The organism is Nocardia violaceofusca NBRC 14427 (genome assembly GCF_963869435.1).
GTDB classification, from domain to species: Bacteria; Actinomycetota; Actinomycetes; order Mycobacteriales; family Mycobacteriaceae; genus Nocardia; species Nocardia aobensis.
In genome coordinates this window covers 93,368-111,138 of the sequence record NZ_CAWMPM010000014.1, presented here as the reverse complement: position 1 = coordinate 111,138, position 17,771 = coordinate 93,368, and the positions used below count along the sequence as shown (strand labels likewise).

At 68.0% G+C, this 17,771-nt stretch carries 15 protein-coding genes; 6 read left to right on the top strand and 9 right to left on the bottom strand.

Going from position 1 to position 17,771, the window contains the following annotated elements:
* Positions 1 to 111: 111 nt before the first annotated feature.
* Both AC5592_RS14255 and rsmA read left to right on the top strand, forming a co-directional pair.
* On the top strand, positions 112 to 1,296 hold the full coding sequence (locus AC5592_RS14255) for an alpha/beta fold hydrolase (RefSeq protein WP_083871238.1): 1,185 nt from the start codon (positions 112 to 114) through the stop codon (positions 1,294 to 1,296).
* A 22-nt stretch (positions 1,297 to 1,318) separates the two neighbouring features.
* A complete protein-coding gene (gene rsmA / locus AC5592_RS14250) occupies positions 1,319 to 2,200 on the top strand; it encodes a 16S rRNA (adenine(1518)-N(6)/adenine(1519)-N(6))-dimethyltransferase RsmA (protein ID WP_063064458.1) in 882 nt (293 codons plus the stop codon).
* 61 nt (positions 2,201 to 2,261) lie between these two features.
* Here the strand turns inward: rsmA and AC5592_RS14245 are convergent, their stop codons facing one another.
* The 5 genes from AC5592_RS14245 to AC5592_RS14225 all read right to left on the bottom strand — a co-directional run bounded on the left by AC5592_RS14245 (position 2,262) and on the right by AC5592_RS14225 (position 7,215).
* Positions 2,262 to 2,963, bottom strand: a complete 702-nt coding sequence (locus AC5592_RS14245) for a VOC family protein (RefSeq protein ID WP_063064457.1) — start codon at positions 2,961 to 2,963, stop codon at positions 2,262 to 2,264.
* Positions 2,964 to 3,348: 385 nt separating this feature from the next.
* The gene (locus AC5592_RS14240) at positions 3,349 to 3,750 is read right to left on the bottom strand and encodes a hypothetical protein (protein ID WP_063064456.1); all 402 of its coding nucleotides are present in this window, start codon (positions 3,748 to 3,750) and stop codon (positions 3,349 to 3,351) included.
* Between the two features lie 145 nt (positions 3,751 to 3,895).
* Complete coding sequence (locus AC5592_RS14235; RefSeq protein ID WP_063064455.1) at positions 3,896 to 6,133, bottom strand: heavy metal translocating P-type ATPase; 2,238 nt, start codon at positions 6,131 to 6,133, stop codon at positions 3,896 to 3,898.
* Positions 6,130 to 7,008, bottom strand: a complete 879-nt coding sequence (locus AC5592_RS14230) for a DUF8832 domain-containing protein (protein WP_063064454.1) — start codon at positions 7,006 to 7,008, stop codon at positions 6,130 to 6,132. The genes AC5592_RS14235 and AC5592_RS14230 overlap by 4 nt, the downstream gene beginning before the upstream one ends.
* Positions 7,009 to 7,215, bottom strand: a complete 207-nt coding sequence (locus AC5592_RS14225) for a heavy-metal-associated domain-containing protein (protein WP_036505193.1) — start codon at positions 7,213 to 7,215, stop codon at positions 7,009 to 7,011.
* Between the two features lie 285 nt (positions 7,216 to 7,500).
* On the opposite strand from AC5592_RS14225, the gene AC5592_RS14220 reads away from it, so the two are divergent.
* Positions 7,501 to 8,427, top strand: a complete 927-nt coding sequence (locus AC5592_RS14220) for a 4-(cytidine 5'-diphospho)-2-C-methyl-D-erythritol kinase (RefSeq protein ID WP_036505192.1) — start codon at positions 7,501 to 7,503, stop codon at positions 8,425 to 8,427.
* Positions 8,428 to 8,498: 71 nt separating this feature from the next.
* On the opposite strand, the gene AC5592_RS14215 is transcribed toward AC5592_RS14220, so the two are convergent.
* Positions 8,499 to 9,455, bottom strand: a complete 957-nt coding sequence (locus AC5592_RS14215; protein ID WP_232329351.1) for an LLM class flavin-dependent oxidoreductase — start codon at positions 9,453 to 9,455, stop codon at positions 8,499 to 8,501.
* 576 nt (positions 9,456 to 10,031) lie between these two features.
* Here AC5592_RS14215 and AC5592_RS14210 point away from each other — a divergent pair.
* Positions 10,032 to 11,834: an ABC-F family ATP-binding cassette domain-containing protein gene (locus tag AC5592_RS14210; protein ID WP_063064452.1), complete on the top strand. Its 1,803-nt coding sequence runs from the start codon at positions 10,032 to 10,034 to the stop codon at positions 11,832 to 11,834.
* A gap of 58 nt (positions 11,835 to 11,892) precedes the next feature.
* Here the strand turns inward: AC5592_RS14210 and AC5592_RS14205 are convergent, their stop codons facing one another.
* Both AC5592_RS14205 and AC5592_RS14200 read right to left on the bottom strand, forming a co-directional pair.
* Positions 11,893 to 12,828, bottom strand: a complete 936-nt coding sequence (locus AC5592_RS14205; protein WP_232329350.1) for an Abi-alpha family protein — start codon at positions 12,826 to 12,828, stop codon at positions 11,893 to 11,895.
* Positions 12,825 to 14,147, bottom strand: a complete 1,323-nt coding sequence (locus tag AC5592_RS14200) for a DUF445 domain-containing protein (RefSeq protein WP_083871237.1) — start codon at positions 14,145 to 14,147, stop codon at positions 12,825 to 12,827. Before AC5592_RS14200 ends, AC5592_RS14205 begins: the two co-directional genes overlap by 4 nt.
* A gap of 418 nt (positions 14,148 to 14,565) precedes the next feature.
* Here AC5592_RS14200 and AC5592_RS14195 point away from each other — a divergent pair, with 418 nt between their 5' ends.
* Both AC5592_RS14195 and AC5592_RS14190 read left to right on the top strand, forming a co-directional pair.
* Positions 14,566 to 15,438 carry a DUF4393 domain-containing protein gene (locus AC5592_RS14195; RefSeq protein ID WP_062995501.1) on the top strand — a complete coding sequence of 291 codons (873 nt, stop codon included), beginning with the start codon at positions 14,566 to 14,568 and terminating at the stop codon, positions 15,436 to 15,438.
* Positions 15,439 to 15,527: 89 nt separating this feature from the next.
* Positions 15,528 to 16,088, top strand: coding sequence for a nuclear transport factor 2 family protein (locus tag AC5592_RS14190; protein WP_036505183.1), 561 nt, complete (start codon positions 15,528 to 15,530; stop codon positions 16,086 to 16,088).
* 9 nt (positions 16,089 to 16,097) lie between these two features.
* Here the strand turns inward: AC5592_RS14190 and AC5592_RS14185 are convergent, their stop codons facing one another.
* On the bottom strand, positions 16,098 to 17,717 hold the full coding sequence (locus tag AC5592_RS14185) for a peptide chain release factor 3 (protein WP_036505182.1): 1,620 nt from the start codon (positions 17,715 to 17,717) through the stop codon (positions 16,098 to 16,100).
* Positions 17,718 to 17,771 lie beyond the last annotated feature (54 nt).

Below are 17,771 nucleotides of genomic sequence, written 5' to 3'. Positions count from 1 at the left end.
GAACGTGTATCAATTGACGTCAACGCTCCGCGACGCCCCGGCCTGGGGATTTCCGGACCGTGCGGTGTGCGCACCGTAAAATCAGCAGATCCCGACGATGTGAGGTGCCCCATGCGGTTGTCGAAATGTTCGGCTCGGATCCGTCGGCCGCTGACGGCCGCGGCCATGTTCACCGCACTGGCGGCCGCCTCGGTCGTCGCGGTGCCGCAAGCCGCAGCCGAGCCGGCCGCAACGACGATGTCGGTCACCGCGCAGCCGGACGGCTGGCACGGTATGACCGGAGGGGCGCTGCTCGACTATCGGACGACGACTTCGCAGGGGGCGTCCGTTCCGGCCAGCGGTGCGGTGTTCCTGCCGCCGGGTGAGCCGCCGGCGGGTGGCTGGCCGGTGGTCGCCTACGACCACGGCACGAGCGGACTCGGCATGGGCTGCAGCGGCATCTCGAATCCGGGCACCGCGCCCTATCCGTCCGGTCGCGCCAAGGAAGACCGCATCCTGCAGTACTTCCAGTCCAAGGGATTCGCGGTGGTCGCGCCCGACTATCTCGGGCTGGGCGCGTTCGACACCGGGCCGCATCCGTATCTGGAGCGGCAATCCGAGGCGACCGCCACCATCGACCTGCTGCGGGCGGCGCGGGCGACCTATCCGCAGTTGTCGCGCACGTGGATCGCCGTCGGCGCGTCGCAGGGGGGTCAGGCCGCGCTGGGAACGGGCCATCTCCAGCAGAGCTATGCGCCCGAGCTGGACTTCCGCGGGACCATCGCGGTCGACCCGGAATCCGATCTGGAACATGTGCTGCCCATCGCCGGGCCGTGGGTGCCGAATATCCCGCAGCTCGGCGACGGCAGTACCGCCTTCATCGCGGGGGTGCTCGTCGGAATGCGGGAGACCCGGCCGGATATCGATGTCGACAGCTATCTGAGCCCCCGTGGGCGCCAACTGCTCGACAGTATCGGCACCCTGTGCCTGGACGGGATGATCGAGCAGGTCAACGGCGCCTCGCTCGGCGATCTGCTGTCGCGACCGCTGGGCGATCCGCGGTTCACGGCCGCTCTCACCGACTATCTGGCCGTGCCCACGAGCGGCTACGACGCGCCGATTCTGTTGCTGCTCAACGCCACCGACCGCACCGTGCCGTCGCCGCTGCACGCCGCGCTGGCCGCCCAGCTGGCCGCGAACGGCGTGGATGCGCGGTCGGTGGTCGGCACCGGGCAGCACTGCGACCTGAATCCGCAGATGTGGGCGGCGATGGACGCGTTCGTCGCGCGGGTGCAGTCCACGCCGTACGTGCCCTGATCGCACTGATACCTTGTCGGGCGTGTCCGAACCTGTGAGCGAAGCCCGTGGCCTGGCCGAACTGCTCGGCCCCGCCGAAGTGCGGGTGCTGGCGGAGCGGTTCGGTGTGCGCCCCACCAAACAGCTCGGACAGAACTTCGTACACGACGCGAACACCGTGCGGCGAATCGTCGCGACGGCCGGCGTCGGACGCGACGACGTGGTGCTCGAGGTCGGCCCCGGCCTCGGTTCGCTGACACTGGCACTGCTCGACGTCGTGGATCGGGTGATCGCGGTGGAGCTCGATCCCGTTCTCGCGCAGCATCTTCCGGAAACGGTGTCCGACCGCGCCCCCGAGCTCGGCGACCGGCTGACCGTGGTCCACGGTGATGCGCTGCGCGTGTCGGCCACCGATATCCCGGGCGAGCCGACGGCACTGGTGGCGAACCTGCCCTACAACGTAGCGGTACCCGTGCTGCTGCACTTGCTCGCCGAATTGCCCAGCATCCGAACGGCTTTGGTGATGGTGCAGGCCGAGGTGGCCGACCGCCTCTCCGCCGAACCCGGCTCCCGCATCTTCGGCGTCCCCAGCGTGAAGGCCGGCTTCTTCGGCACCGTCCGCCGCGCGGGAGCCGTCGGCCGCCAGGTGTTCTGGCCCGTCCCCCAGGTGGAGTCGGGACTGGTCCGCATCGAACGATTCGACCAACCACCCTGGTCACTGGACACCGCCCACCGCGAGCGGGTCTTCGCCGTGGTGGACGCCGCATTCGCCCAGCGCCGCAAGACATTACGCGCCGCCCTCGCGGGCTGGGCCGGATCTCCCGCCGAGGCGGAACGCCGCTTGCTCGCCGCGGGAATCGCCCCTACCGCCCGCGGCGAAACACTCGACACCGCAGCGTTCGTCCGCCTCGCCGAGCAGGGATGACCAGCCAGCAGCGGACTTCCGAACCGTGGGTGTTGTACGTACATGGTTTCGACGGCAAGGTCTATCCGTACGTACTCGATGCGGGCTGCGTCTGAGCGCACTGAACGACGGCTTCGTCTGTCAGGGTGAGCTTTCCGCTGTGGGTTGCGGATTCGATGTGGATCGAGAGCGGTCCGGTGGCGGGGATGTCCTGCTCGGTGGGGAACCAGATTCGGCCGGAATTCGCCAGGATGAGTAATCCGTCGTGGCTGCCGACCGGGGCGAATCCGGGTAGTTGCGGTGGGAAGGGCGGGATTTCGAACGCTTCGGCGAGGTGACGGACGGTCTGGCGGACATCGGGCACGCCGATGCCGACCTCGCTGATCGACAACAGGCGCGGGGTTTCGTCGGCGCTGCGCGGGACGGCTCGGTCGGCCTGGCGGGCGATCAATTCCAGCAGGATCCCCTCGGGGCCTCGGAAATACAGTGATCGGGAGTCCCAACCTTCCGGGCCGTCGATGATGTCCGACCCGGCGACGGTGATCAACTCGGTCCGCTGCCGTAACCATCGGCGGGCCGAGTCGAAGTCGAGCGGGGAGATGCCGAAGGCGAGGTGATGCACTCCGTCGAAAGCGGCGCCCGCCCGCACCCTCAGTCTGCTGGAGCCGATGTCGACGACGATGCCCTCGGGTTGCGTGGTGACCGTAAGGCCGAGAAGATCGCGGTAGAACTCGGTCGAGGCGGCGAGATTCGTTGTGGTGAGCTCGACTTCGAGGATCTTCATCGCGGTTCCCTTCGGTGGACGACTGTCGTTTCCGACGCTAGAACCTCAACTGCGGTTCAGATCAAGTGGTCGTCGGGGTGCGAAGCCGGCCACGAGCTACTGGATCGCGGCGGGTGTGCGGCGAAACGTACTGGGCGCCTTGCCGTGCTCGGCTGAACTATTCGTGCAAACCTGCGTGAAAATGCGCGAAATCCGCAAAATTGGGGGCGGTTTGCACGCTCAGTACACGGTCAGCCGCGAAGAGTGCCCGACTTGCGCACGCGCACGGCGAACTCGTCGTTGTGCGTGCCCGGTGGTGCCGCCATTCCATGGGCCGGCGCGATGGTGACTCGCCGCCCTCCGTGAGGTGAGCGCACCCCACTCCGCCGATGCGGTACGACGCTGGTCACATGCGACTCGGATCGTGGGGGCGGGAGTCCGCGACGGGTACGCGGGTCTGCGAGTCCTGTGACGGGGGTTGCGGCGCATCGGTGGGGTTGTCGCTCTGCGGGGTGAACGGGATCGGCAGCGGAACCGGGGGAGTGGCGGGGCGGTCGCGCATGATCACCACCGAGTAGGCGCACAGCGTCGCCATCACGACGAATCCGCCGCTGACCAGGATGTTCTTCCCTGCCGAATTACCGCTGACGAACGGCGTGCCGATGGCGAGGAGGAGCGACCCCACCGCGCACATTCCCAGGCTCGCGCGGAAGGCCTGCTGTCTGAGGTCGTCGAGGGCGCGTGCGAGAAACATCGCGGCGATGCTGACGAACCAGATCACCAAACCGATCGCGAACAGGATGCTCATGTGGTCCCTGCCTTGTCCTCGTGCGCGGCGTCGGGTATCCGGTCGACGCGGCGGCGCATTCATCTCTTCGGACGGAAAGTATGGCGGACCGGCGCGGGAACGCCGAATGTCCCGTCCGATCGGACGGGACATTCGGCGGATTCGTTCAGCGGAAGCGCCGCAGGCGCAGGCTGTTGCTCACCACGAACACACTCGACAGTGCCATGGCCGCACCCGCGAGCATCGGGTTGAGCAGTCCGGCCGCGGCCAGCGGGATCGCCGCCACGTTGTAGCCGAAGGCCCAGAACAGGTTGCCCTTGATGGTGCGCAGGGTGGCCCGGGAGAGCCGGATGGCCGTGCCCACGGTCCGCAGATCGCCGCGGACCAGGGTGATGTCGCCGGCCTCGATCGCCACGTCGGTGCCGGTGCCCATCGCCAGACCCAGGTCGGCCTGGGCGAGAGCGGCCGCGTCGTTGACGCCGTCGCCGACCATCGCGATGACCTTGCCCTGATCCTGCAGGCGCTTCACCACGTCGAGCTTGTCGGCGGGCAGCACCTCGGCGATCACCTCGTCGATGCCGACCTGATCGGCGACCGTGCGAGCCGTGGCGGCATTGTCACCGGTCAACAGCACCGGCGTCAGTCCCAGCGACCGCATATCCGCGATGGCTTCGGCGCTCGAGGCCTTGATCGCATCGGCGATGACCAGCACGCCGCACGCCTGCCCGTCCCACGCCACCACGATCGCGGTGCGACCGGCGGACTCGGCCTCGGACTTGGCCTGCGCCAACGACTCCGGCAGCGTGATCGACCAGTCCGCGAGCAGTTCGGTGCGGCCGATCACGACCGCGCGCTCACCGACCAGGCCCTGCACGCCCTTACCGCCGTGGCTCACGAACTGCTGCACCGGCTCCCCGGCCAGACCCTGTTCGGCGGCGCCGCGCACCACGGCCCGGGCCACCGGATGTTCGGATCCGTGTTCCACCGCCGCGGCCACGGCCAGCAGCTCGTCGCGATCCTGGCCTTCGGCGGGGATCACCTCGGCCAGCGACATGGTGCCGGTGGTGACGGTGCCGGTCTTGTCCAGCACGACGGTGTCGATGCGCCGCGTCGATTCCAGCACCTGCGGACCCTTGATCAGGATGCCGAGTTGCGCGCCCCGGCCGGTGCCGACCAGCAGTGCGGTGGGCGTGGCCAGGCCGAGCGCGCACGGGCAGGCGATGATCAGCACCGCGACCGCCGCACCGAAGGCCACCGCCACCGCGGCGCCGCTGCCGAGCCAGAAGCCCAGCGTCACCACCGAAATCGCGATCACGATCGGCACGAACACCCCGGCGACCCGGTCGGCGAGGCGCTGCACGGGCGCCTTGCCGTTCTGCGCGTCCTCCACCAGTGCGGCCATCTGGGCCAGCTGGGTGTCGGCGCCGATGCGGGTGGCCCGCACGGTCAGCACACCGCCGGCGTTGACGGTCGCGCCGATCACGGAATCGCCCGGACCGACCTCGACCGGCACCGATTCGCCGGTCAGCATGCTCATGTCGACGGCCGAATTGCCGTCGGTGACCACGCCGTCGGTGGCGACCTTCTCACCCGGACGCACCAGGAACAGATCGCCGACCCGCAACTCCGACACCGGGATTCGATGTTCGGCGCCGTCGCGCAGCACCGCCACATCCTTGGCGCCGAGTTCCAGCAGCGCTCGCAGCGCCGAACCGGCTCGTTCCTTGGCCCGGGTCTCGAAATACCGCCCGGCCAGGATGAACACGATCACACCGGCCGCGACCTCGAAGTAGATATTCGACGCCGAGGCGGAGCGTTCGACCGCGAAACTGAAGCCGTGCTTCATTCCCGGCATCCCGGCATCGCCGAAGAACAGCGCGTACACCGACCACGAGTAGGCCGCCAGCGTGCCCAGCGAGATGAGGGTGTCCATGGTGGCGGTGGCATGCCGCGCGTTGATCCAGGCGGCGCGATGGAACGCGGCGCCACCCCAGAACACGACCGGCGTGGCCAGCGTCAGCGAAAACCATTGCCAGTTCCGGAATTGCAGTGCCGGAATCATCGCCAGTGCGATGACCGGAAGCGCCAGTGCGAGGCTGACGAGAAGTCGATGCCGCAGCTGCCGCAACGGTGAATCGGTCGAAAGCTCCTCGGCCGCAGCTGTTTCCGCGGGCCGGGTGTCGTGGACGGTGGCGGTGTAGCCGGTGTCGACGACACGTTCGATGAGCTGATCCGCCGTCACCGTGTCCGGGAAGCTGACCTTCGCCTTCTCGGTCGCGTAGTTGACCGTGGCCGTGACGCCTTCGATCCGGTTCAGCTTCTTCTCGATGCGTGCGGCGCACGAGGCGCAGGTCATCCCACCGATATCCAGCTCGACGGAGCGCTCTGTCGTGGGCGCGCTCATTGGTGACCTCCTCCGTGCTGTCCGTTGTGCTCGTTGTCGTGTTGCCCGCTCTGCTGCCCGGCTACCGCCTCGGCGGTGAATTCCGCCGTGTGCACCGCGCCGCCGTGGGCGAAGTCCAGGTAGAGCCGGAAGGCGCCGGCGCTGGGCGCTTGGGCATGGAAGGCGACCCGCGGCCCGGCGGGAGTCGAGTCGACCTCTCCTTCGGGATGAACATGAAGGTAGGACAGATCGTTCCCGCGCAGTGCGACCAGATGCCCGTAGGCACCCAGATAGGGTTGCAGATCGGTGACCGGCCGTCCGTCGCGGGTGACGGTGAATCCCACCTCGCCGCCGCCGGTCGACAGATCGCCGTCCATGCGGACCTGGTAGCCGTCGACGGTGGTGGTGCGGGATACAGGCGGCAGGGGCCGATCGGCGGTCGCGCCGGCCACGGTGACCGTGCGGCTGAGCACCAGTTCGTCCGGTGCGGTGGCGGGCCGGGAATCGGCGAAGATGCGGTAGGTGCCCGGCCGGGCCCACTGCCAATCGATCGACCAGGTGCCGGTGTCGTCGCGGACCGGGTGCACGTGCCGGTATTCGGTGGCATCGGAGCGGACCGCGATCAGATGCAGGTCCCGCTCGTGCAGATCGGTGTATCGGGTGACCGGTGCGCCGTCGGGGCCGGTGATCCGGAATCGGAGGGTGCCGGGGGTTCGAGGTTCGGTAGGTGCGGCCACCTCGGAGAGGGTGTAACCCTCCTGAGTGGCCTGGAGTCCGGTGCCGTGCCCGGGGGCCGGCTCGGCCGGATCGCCCACCAGGGCGCCGATGCCGAGCGCGGCCCCGAACAACACGACCAGTCCGCCGCCGAAGGCCGCGAACTTCAGTCTGTCGTTCATTCAGCTCGCCACCTGATATCCCGCCTCGTCGACGGCGGCGAGGACCGCGGCGTCCGTCAGCGGTGCGGCGGATTCGACCTGGACGCGACCGGAGGTGAGGTCTACGTCGACACTGGTGACACCGTCGATCTTGCCGATCTCCTTCTGCACCGACGCCACGCAGTGGCCGCAGGTCATCCCGGTGACGGTGTAGGTGCTGGTAGCCATGATCGCTTCCTTCGCTCGCTCTTATACGGTGCGGGGGTATCCCCTGACACGTCTGAACATACCCCCCATGGGTACCCTACGCAAGGGTGAGAGGCGAGGAATTCCGGCCGCGGTGATGCGTATCCCCGCCGGAGCCTGTCTGCCCTGGTGGCGGCCTGTCATCGGCCACTGGTCCGGCGCCGCCGGTTCGCGGCAGCCGCCCGGCATCGGCGAGTTCCCAGCCGCGGGAGCCCCGCGTCGCGCGGCAAACCGACCGTTTGCCGCGCGGCCGGATAACCTAGCCCCGTGCTGTCTGTAGTACCCAGTTCCGTGGTTGTGCGCGCCCCTTCGAAGGTGAACCTTCATCTAGGGGTCGATGACCTGCGTAGCGACGGATACCACGAACTGACCACGGTCTTCCAGGCACTGTCGCTCGCCGACGACGTGCGGATCGCCCCGGCCGGATCGCTGGCCGTGAGCGTGCACGGGGAGGGTGCCGCACAGGTGCCGACCGATCGCACGAACCTGGTGTGGCAGGCGGCGGTCCGGCTCGGACATCTGGCCGGCCGCGCTCCGCTGGTGGAGATCGAGATCGAGAAGGGTATTCCGGTGGCCGGGGGGATGGCCGGCGGCAGCGCGGATGCCGCCGCGACGCTGGTCGGACTCAACGAGCTGTGGAGTCTGGAGATGTCGCGCGACGAATTGGCCGATGTCGCGGCCGAACTCGGCAGCGATGTGCCCTTCGCCCTGCACGGCGGCACCGCACTGGGGCGCGGCCGTGGCGAGAAACTGCTGCCGGTGTTGTCGCGCAACACCTTTCACTGGGTGCTGGCGCTGGCCAAGGAGGGGTTGTCGACGCCGAAGGTATTCGGCGAACTGGACCGGCTGCGGGAGAACGGCGAACCGCCGCGTCTCGGCGATCCGCAGGAACTGTTGCAGGCCTTGGCCTCCGGCGACGCCACCCAGCTCGCACCCTTGCTCGGCAACGATCTGCAGGCCGCCGCCCTGTCGCTTAATCCGGCACTGCGCCGCACCCTGCGGGCCGGCGTCGAGGCGGGCGCCCTCGCCGGAATCGTCTCCGGTTCGGGGCCCACCTGCGCCTTCCTGTGCGGTAGTGAAGCCGATGCGGTGGCGGTATCGGCCGAACTCTCCGGCGCGGGTGTGTGCCGCAGCGTTCGTATCGCGACCGGGCCGGTGCCGGGTGCGCGGGTACTAGCCGACGGGCGGCACTGACAGCCTGACGGGCCGGTGCCGATCGGCGCGCGAGTGGCGTCGTTCGCCCCCGGCCCTACCGATGACGTCCCTCAGGCGAGAGCGTCGGCGAGGCGGTCGACCTGTTCCGGGTCTCGCCCGTAGCAGTAGAAGATCACTTCGTCGGCGCCGAGATCGGCGAATTGTTTTGTGACCGTGCGGATCTGGTCCGGGGTGGTGAGCATGCCCTCGACCATGAACTCGGCGCGACCGCTGAATTCGTAGTAGGCGGCCATGGCCGAGCGTGCCTCGTCGATCACCGCGTCCGAGCCGAGTGCGGCGTTGACCTGCGCGACGATGCGAGGTTCGCCCGGGCGATCGTATTCGCGCCAGAAGCGGTGCACGGTGTCGAACAGGCCCGGCGCCCACGAGGGTGCGGCGGCCGCGAGGAAGCCACCGCCCCAGCGCGCGACGCGTTCCAAGGCGGCGGTCTGGAACCCGCCGAACAGCAACTCCGGGCCGCCGGGGGTCTGCGGCTGCGGGCCGATCGCGGCGCAGCTCTCGCTGTAGGGTTCACCGGACCAGAGCCTGCGCATCGTCGCGACCTGCTCGTCCAAACGCTTTCCGCGCGTGCGCAATTCGGTGCCGGACGCTTCATGGTCGTCGGCGCGGCCGCCGACACCGAGACCCAGGGTGAACCGGCCGCCCGAGAGCCGGTCGAGGGTGGCGGTTTGTTTCGCGAGCAGCGCGGTCTCGCGCAGCGGCGCGATGAGCACTTCGGTCTGCAATCGGATCCGCTGCGTCGCACCGGCCAGAAGGGCAAGTGTCACAAGGGGTTCCGGATTGTCGTAGACCAGTCGGTCGAGCAGTCCGAGGGTGGAGAACGGGCCCGATTCGGCCCGCTCGGCCCATTCGACGAGTGATTGCGGATCGGCGATCGGCAACCCGATGCCGACCTTGACGCCGTGGGCCGCGCGCATCGCGTCCGGTAGCCCGGAACTCCCGGGGGAACGGTCGTGCGACGTCGAAACGGACGACGACGAGGCGATGGCAGATGACGAGTCGGTCATGAGAATCCTCCGAATGTGGGGTCGACAAATCAGCGCCGCCCACTCCGCGCCTCATGAGGCGGGGCTCCCGCACTACGGCCATACTTCTGGAGAACCCATGTGGATTGCAAGCAGACTACCTATGCCTCAACGCGTTTCGCAACCGCAGTGCGCGGCGGTGAGCCACTGCTCGCCACGGCCGACATCTACTCGGCGGCTTCCGACACCGCGCGGTCGTCGCGCACCGGACGCTCCTCCGGTCACCGATGAAGGTGACCGCCCATTCGCACGGCCACCGCCTGCGCGACCTCGGAGGCCGGCGTGCGAGTGCGGCCCGGCTCAGCCGGGAGTCCACGAAACTCACGCGCCACCGGTGTTCGGTCGCTCGGAAGGACGCGATCCCGAGCAAGCGCAAGACCGAGGGCCGGTTCACCCGCGCCGGAAGGGTGCGCCCTCGTGCCGTAATGTTCACGGGTGAAGCCGACGGGCGTGGTCCCGCCGCTGCGGAAGCGCAGCCGGCGCGCGCGACGCGGCCGGACCTGCGCCGAGCTCGTGGCACACCCGAAGGCCCCGCCGTACTCGGAGAGGACTGACCCCTTGGCGAATCTGATCAATCTGGAGCAGGTCGACAAGAGCTTCGGAATCACCCCGCTGCTGGACACGGTGTCCCTCGGCGTGCAGGAGGGTGAGCGGATCGGGGTCGTCGGTCTCAACGGTGGGGGCAAGACCACACTGCTCGAGGTGCTGACCGGGCTCGAACACCCCGACAGCGGACGGGTGAGCCGCATCAACGGCCTCCGCATGGCGGTCGTGACCCAGCGCGGTGTGCTGCCGGAAGGGGCCACGGTCGGGGAGGTGGTACTGGCCGGGCTCGCCGAAGACGCGCGCACCGACGGTGTCGCCGAGCACGAGTGGGCCGCCAACCCACGTATCCGCAGCGTGCTCGACGGTATCGGCATCGCGGATCTGGGGATGGACGCCTCGGTCGCGAATCTGTCCGGTGGCGAGCGCCGCCGCGTCGCGCTGGCCGCCGCGCTGGTGCGCGAACTGGATCTGCTGGTGCTCGACGAGCCCACCAACCACCTCGACGTCGAGGGCGTGCAGTGGCTGGCCGAACATCTGCTCGCGCGCCGCAGCGCACTCGTGGTGGTCACCCACGACCGCTGGTTCCTCGACACCGTCGCCACTCGCACGTGGGAAGTGGTGGGCGGCAAGGTCGAAAGCTACGAGGGCGGCTACAACGACTGGATCTTCGCCCGCGCCGAACGGGCCCGCCAAGCCGATGCCACCGAGGCGCGCCGGCGCAATCTGGCCCGCAAGGAATTGGCGTGGCTGCGACGCGGCCCGCAGGCCCGCACCTCGAAACCGCGCTACCGGGTCGAGGCCGCCGAGGCGCTGATCGCCGATGTGCCGCCGCCGCGCGACACCGTGCAGCTGGCCTCCTTCGCGCGGAAACGCCTGGGCCGCGTCGTGATCGAACTCGAGGACGCCACGCTCACCACTCCCGACGGCCGCGAACTGGTGCGCGATCTGACCTGGCGGTTGGCGCCGGGGGAGCGAGTCGGCCTGGTGGGTGTGAACGGGTCGGGCAAGACCACCCTGTTGCGCGCTCTCGCCGGTGACGCGGAACCGGCCGCGGGTAAGCGAATTCAGGGCCAGACCGTCCGGATCGGCTGGTTGCGGCAGGAACTCGACGATTTGCCCACCGATATGCGGGTACTGGAAGCGGTGGCCGAGGTCGCCGAGCGAACGATGCTGGGAGACAAGGAGATCAGCGCCGGTCAGCTCGCCGAGCGGCTCGGGTTCACACCGGCCAAACAGCGCACTCCGGTCGGTGATCTGTCCGGCGGTGAGCGCCGCCGTCTGCAGCTGACCCGCATCCTGATGGGGGAGCCGAATGTGCTGCTGCTCGACGAGCCCACCAACGACCTCGATATCGACACCCTGCAGCAACTCGAGGATCTGCTCGACGGCTGGCCCGGCACTCTGGTCGTGATCTCCCACGACCGGTATCTGATCGAGCGCATCAGCGATTCCACCTGGGCCCTGTTCGGCGACGGCAAGCTCACCAACCTGCCCGGCGGCATCGAGGAATACCTGCGTCGTCGCGCGGCACTCGCCGACACCTCTCGGCGTCCCTCCGGAGCCTCGGCTCAGGCCGAAACATCCTCTCCCGCAACAGATTCCGCGGCCTATCGCGCCGCGCGCAAGGAGTTCGGCCGATTGGAGCGGACGCTGGAGAAACTCACCGAGCGGGAGGAACGCCTGCACACCGCGCTGGCCGAAGCCGCCACCGACCCGGAGAAATTGGTGAGCCTCGGCGCGGAACTGAAGCAGGTGCAGGCCGAGAAGGAATCGACCGAGATGCGCTGGCTCGAACTCGCCGAAGAGGTCGGCTGAGCGTATGTGGTGCGGTCGGCCCGGGCGGGCCGACCCTCGCAGAACGTGTCCGGAGTTTTCAGAGGGCGTGGCCCAGGGGCGGCACCGGCAGGCACGCACACGTGAAATCCGTGCCGAACGAGGTGAGCGCGATGCTGCGGTAGGCGACCTTGGTGCCGAATCCGCGCTTGAGCAACCGCCGCACCTCCGGCTGTGATTCCAGCAGCTGATAGCGGACCGGATTGTCCAGCTGATCGCCGTCGACGGTGATGAGTCCGAGGCGGCGCAGATTCGTCAGATAGGTGATCGCGCGGTCGGCGAAGCGCAGCGCCGCGGTCTCACCGATCAGCGACATGCCGACCTCGATGCGCTGGGTGCCCGAACTCAGCGGCCGCCCGGTGCGGATGTCGAGCGCCGGCTGCGGCCCGTCGAGATACAGGAAGCGCAGGATCCGGGCCTCGTCGGGAGCCAGTTCGGCCAGGATGCGCGCGAAGGCCGGATGATCGCTGTCCTCGCAGTGCACATCGGCCGAGCGGCGCAGCAGTTCGGCGCCGCGATCGCGCAGGCTCGGCGCCGTCGGGGCGGGGGCGCCGCCGGAGGTGGCATCGATGCCGAGTGCGCGCCGCAGCGAGTCGCGAACCTGCTCACCGGCCTCGGAGAGCACATGGCGCGGCGGCTGCCCGGACATACTGCCGCGCACCACCGTGGCCGTCACGCCGACCGCGGTGCCCAGGCTCCAGGCCGCGGCCTCACTGACGGCGGACAGCGCCACCCGCACCACACCGGTCGTGGTGCGCACGGGACCGGCCCAGCCCGGGCGGGCATCCTCGGGCAGCATCAATTCGGCCGACCGGCGTGCGACGAGGTCGGTGGTGCGGGCGTCCGGTTCCGGGAAGACCGTCTCGATTTCGGTCGCACCGGTACCGGCCGCCGCGTCGCCGGACTCGGCGACCACCTCGGCGTATTCGATCGAAAACTCGGCGCCGTCACCGTTTTCCGGTGCGGATCCGCTCACAGCCATACGTTCGCTACTTCCGTTCCGAAGATCAGAAGATGAGCGTAACCGGCGATGAGCCCCAGCACACCGCCATGGACGAACAAAAGCCACTCGTCCTGTTTGATCGCCGCGCGCAACATGTCGACGAAGTCCGGCGGCTTCAGCGCCGCCATCTGCTTGGCGATGTACTGGCTGACCTGCCGGCTCTGCTGGGCGTTGAACCCGGGATCGGCGAAGGCGGCCGGCGCCAGCGATTTGGCCTCGTCGGTGAAGCGGGTCTGCAGGGTCGCGTAGTCCCGGCTGCCGATCATGAACTTCAGCGCCCCGCGCATCGGCCCGAGCGCGCGGTCGGTGGCCGGGCGCAGGGTGTCCTCGAGGACCTGCATGGTGCGGTCCGAGCGCGGCCCGTTCAGCAGTTCGTCACCGACATTGGCGATCGTGATGATCTGGGTGGCCACCAATTCGGCGTAGCCCTCGGTGATTTCGGGTTGCCGCTTGATCAGCAAGCCCTGCCGCCACGGGCACCACCACTTCGGATAGGCGGGCTCGAAGATCATGTTGAGCCCGATCCAGTTGACCACCCAGCCGATGATCACACCGCCGACCGGCAGCACCACCAGCGGCGACCAATGCGTCAGATGCAGCACCGCGACGAGCACCAGACCCATCGGCGCGCCGAAATAGAAGCCGAAGTTCTGCATGAACCGCAACTCCTTGGCGCCCAGCACCTGAAAAACGGTGTTGAGCAACTGCGGCCGCGACTGGAAATACCGGATCACCATCTGTTTGACATCGAGCAGTTGTTCGATGTTCGACCCGAGTTCGTCGGTCAGTTCCTTGAGGATCTCGGGGAGTTGTTCCCGGACCCGCTCGTGTACCAACTCCCGGACCTGCGCGGGCAGGTTGTACCAGAGCTGCGGATGTTCGCGGCGGGCAATCTCCTCCACGATGTCGCGGATCTGCGATTGCGCCATATCGGTCAGATGCGCGGCCAGTTCATCGGGCTCGAGTTCGCGATAGAAGTCGGCGACGCTACCGAGTTTCGAGAGCCCTTTGTCGACCGCGATCGAGGCCATCTTGTCCGCGCGCGAGGGTACGATTCCCTGCCAGCCCATGCGGCCGTCGTACTGCAGCAACGGCAGCACCTGAATGCGCTTGGGAAGATAGGGGAACAACCATTTCAGACCCGGTACCCGAAACCCGTGAAAGCGTAGCGGCTTGAACAGCATCAGGATGCCGGTCCAGTTGGTGATATAGCCGATGACACCCGTGAAGAGGGGGATCGTGATCAGTTCCAGCAAAATCGTCGGGTGAAAACCCAGCAAACTATCCAGCACGACACCCTCCTGCCGACCCCTTACCGGTGACCGCCGTCACACCGGCACTACAACGTACCCCGTCGGCCAGGCGAACCTTACTGTGAATTCCGGAAACGGGTCCAATTGGCGACTGTAGCGACGCGGCCGGAGGCGGCAGCCTGCGTAACCACGGAGGCCGCCGCGGAAGTCGCGATCCAATTCGGGTGGGAAAGCTGTACGCGGTAGCGTATGGCGGAGACTTCGATCACATCGCGTGATTGGAATGTCGCACCGGACAGCGGCAGCCGCAAGAATGACCGGAACCACATTCATGCCGCTATCGCTGGGCGGGTGTCGGCGCTCATGGCCGAGAGCCGCCGAACATGGCCGGTGGCCTTCGGGGTGCGGTAAGAATATGTGAGCGGACTCGTTCACCTGGCGATATTCGGAGAATGACGTGACAGACGACAGGACCGGACAGGATGTGGTCCGACCCGGTTCCCGCGCTGTGGAACGCAGCTCGGACGTGGAGAAGCGGCAGATCAGCAACGAAGCCCGCATGATCCGCGGCGTCTTCCGGGCTGCCGGCCTGGCTGCCGGGACCGCGGTCCGCGGCGGCCAGTGGGCCGTCGGCACCGGCCTCGAGGTCACCAAGCAGATCGCCCAGGCCGCGCTCGACGGTGAATCCTCCACCGAGATCGCCGAACGCACCGGAGCCGCACTGCAGTCCGTCGCCCGCAGCGTCCTCGGCGTCACCGAGGGTTCGGTGCGCGAGATCGTCAGCTACGTCCCCACCAACGGCCAGGCGCCCGGCCCGTCGGCCGGCGGGCTGGTCCGCTCGTCGACCCTGGTCGATCTGCGCCGCCGCGGCGACAACCTGCTCGCGCGCTCGGCCGACGTGTACTTCACCGAGGAAGTGCATCCGGCCTACGACCGCATCCTCGATCAGCTGTCCTCGGACGAGGCACGGATTCTGCGGTTCATGGCCATCAACGGGCCGCAGCCCTCGGTCGACGTGCGCACCAACCGGCCGCTCGGGATCGGTTCCGAGCTGGTCGCCGGAGATCTGACCTCGGTTCCGGAGCAGGCCGGCGTGCGGTATCCGGACCGGTCGCGGCTGTATTTGATCAATCTGAACCGCCTCGGTCTGCTGACCACCTCCGACGATCCGGTGGTGCTGAGCCGTTATATGGTGCTCGAGGTGCAGCCGATCGTGGAATCGGCGCTCAAGCAAGCCGGCCGGGTGCCCAAGATCGTGCGAAAGAGCTTGCGCCTCACCGAATTCGGCGAGGACTTCTGCAAGACCTGCTTCACCATCAACGGGTCCTGACCTGCGACTGCCGGTCAACGGTGTGTAGCGATCCGATACCTATTTTCCGATCTGCGCAGATTCGCCGGATCCGGTGGGATTGTTGAGGTATGGATTCCGATGCCGTCTCCGCGATCAGCCGGCTGAAGTTCCGGTACCTGAGAGCGCTCGACACCAAATCGTGGGAAGACTTCGCCGACACGATGATCCCGGAGGCGACGGCGACCTACAGCGAGTACCTGCAGTTCGAGTCGCGTGATGCGTTCCTGGCATTCATGCGCAATACCCTCGGGCCCCACGTCATCACCGAACATCGGTGCGACCATCCCGAGATCGATATCGACGGCGATGCGGCGACCGGCACCTGGTACCTGGCTGACACCGTACTCATCCCCGGTCACAACATGCTGCTGCGCGGGGCGGCGTTCTACAACGACCGGTATGTGCGCTGCGACGACGGCCATTGGCGCATCGCCCACACCGGCTACGAGCGGACCTACGAGGTCGTGCTGTCGCTGTCGGACCTGCCGAGTCTGCGCCTGACCGCCAGCCGGTGGGGTGTGATCACCGGGGAGACGGGTTCGGCGCCCGATATCCCGGCCGTGGTGTCGAATATCGAGGACACTCCGGGCGGGCCGGTCGAGGAAGAACCGGACGAGGCGATCGGCTGACAAGCCCTCTCAGTCCGCGGTCGCGACCAGCGGTTCCAGCGTCAGTTCCGGCATTTCCTTCTCGATGTACTGCAGCCGCCACTTGTCGCTGAACAGGGCCAGGATGACGCCGTCGCTGCGGGTGAAGACCTCGACCCCGCGCTGGCGGTCCAGCTCCGCCGACGAGGCGGCGTCGGTACGCCGGGCCAGCTGATAGGGCAGGAAGTCCAGCTGCGTTTCGACGTTGAATTCGGCCTGCATGCGGGCGGTGACCACCTCGAACTGCATCGGGCCGACCGCCGCGAGGACGGGGGAGGCGTCGCCGCGCAGGTCGTTGCGCAGCACCTGCACCACGCCCTCGGAGTCGAGTTGATCGATGGCCTTGCGGAACTGCTTGTACTTGCCCGCGCTGCGCGCGCGCAGGGTGGCGAAATGTTCCGGCGCGAAGGACGGAATCGGCGGGAACTCCACCTTCTTGTCCACGAACAGCGTGTGGCCCGGAGCGAGCGCGGTCGCGTTGACCAGACCGACCACATCGCCCGGATAGGCGGTGTCGACGGTGGCGCGCTCGCGGCCGAAGACGGTGAGCGCGTATTTGGTCGCGAACGGGCGTCCGGTCTGAGCGTGCGTGACGACCATGCCGCGCTCGAATTCCCCGGAGACGATGCGCATGAACGCCAGCCGGTCGCGATGCGCGGCGTCCATTCCGGCCTGCACCTTGAACACGACCGCGCTGAACGGGTCGGCCGGTTCCCGGGGCGAGCCGTCGACGTCGGCCCGGGAACCGGGTGGCGGGGCCAGCGCCACCAGCGTGTCGAGCAGTTGCCGCACGCCGAAGTTCAGCATCGCCGAGGCGTAGATGACCGGCGAGGTCTGCCCGGCGAGGAACAGTTCCTGATCGTGGTCCTGGCCGGTGGCCGAGAGCAGTTCGCTCTCCTCGGCCGCGGTCTCCCACGGTTCGCCTTCGCGGGCGGCGGCCTGGTCGGGCGTGTACGACTCCTCCGGCGCGATGGTCGCGCCACCCGCGGTCCGGGTGAAGTGGATGTATTCGGTGGCGGCGCCCTCGGGACCGCGGCGCAGCAGCCCACGGAAATCGCCCGCGATGCCGACCGGCAGGAACAGCGGCGTGGGGGTCAGGCCGATCCGCTCGCTGATCTCGTCGAGCAGTTCCAGCGGCGCCCGTCCGGGACGGTCCCATTTGTTGATCACGGTGATCACCGGGATGCCGCGGTGGCGGCACACCTGGAACAGTTTGAGCGTCTGCGGCTCCAGGCCCTTGGCGGCGTCGATGAGCATGACCGCGGCGTCGACGGCCGTCAGCACCCGGTAGGTGTCCTCGGAGAAATCGGAGTGGCCGGGCGTGTCGACCAGATTGATCACGCATTCGCCGTATTCGAACTGCAGCGCCGTCGAGCTGACGGAAATACCGCGCGCCTTCTCCATTTCCATCCAGTCGGAAACGGTGGATTTCCGGCCGGATTTCCCGTGAATGGCGCCGGCCTCGGAAATCATCTTCGCGTGCAGGGCCAAGGCCTCGGTCAGCGTCGATTTACCCGCGTCCGGATGCGAGATCACCGCGAAGGTGCGCCGCCGTTCCGCCTCCTGCGCCACCCGCCCGGATGTGGTCGTGCTGGCTGAGGGGGAATTCACCGATCGGCTCCTCTTCGCGGGACAGGGCAAAGCATCAGAATACGTGAGTGAGCG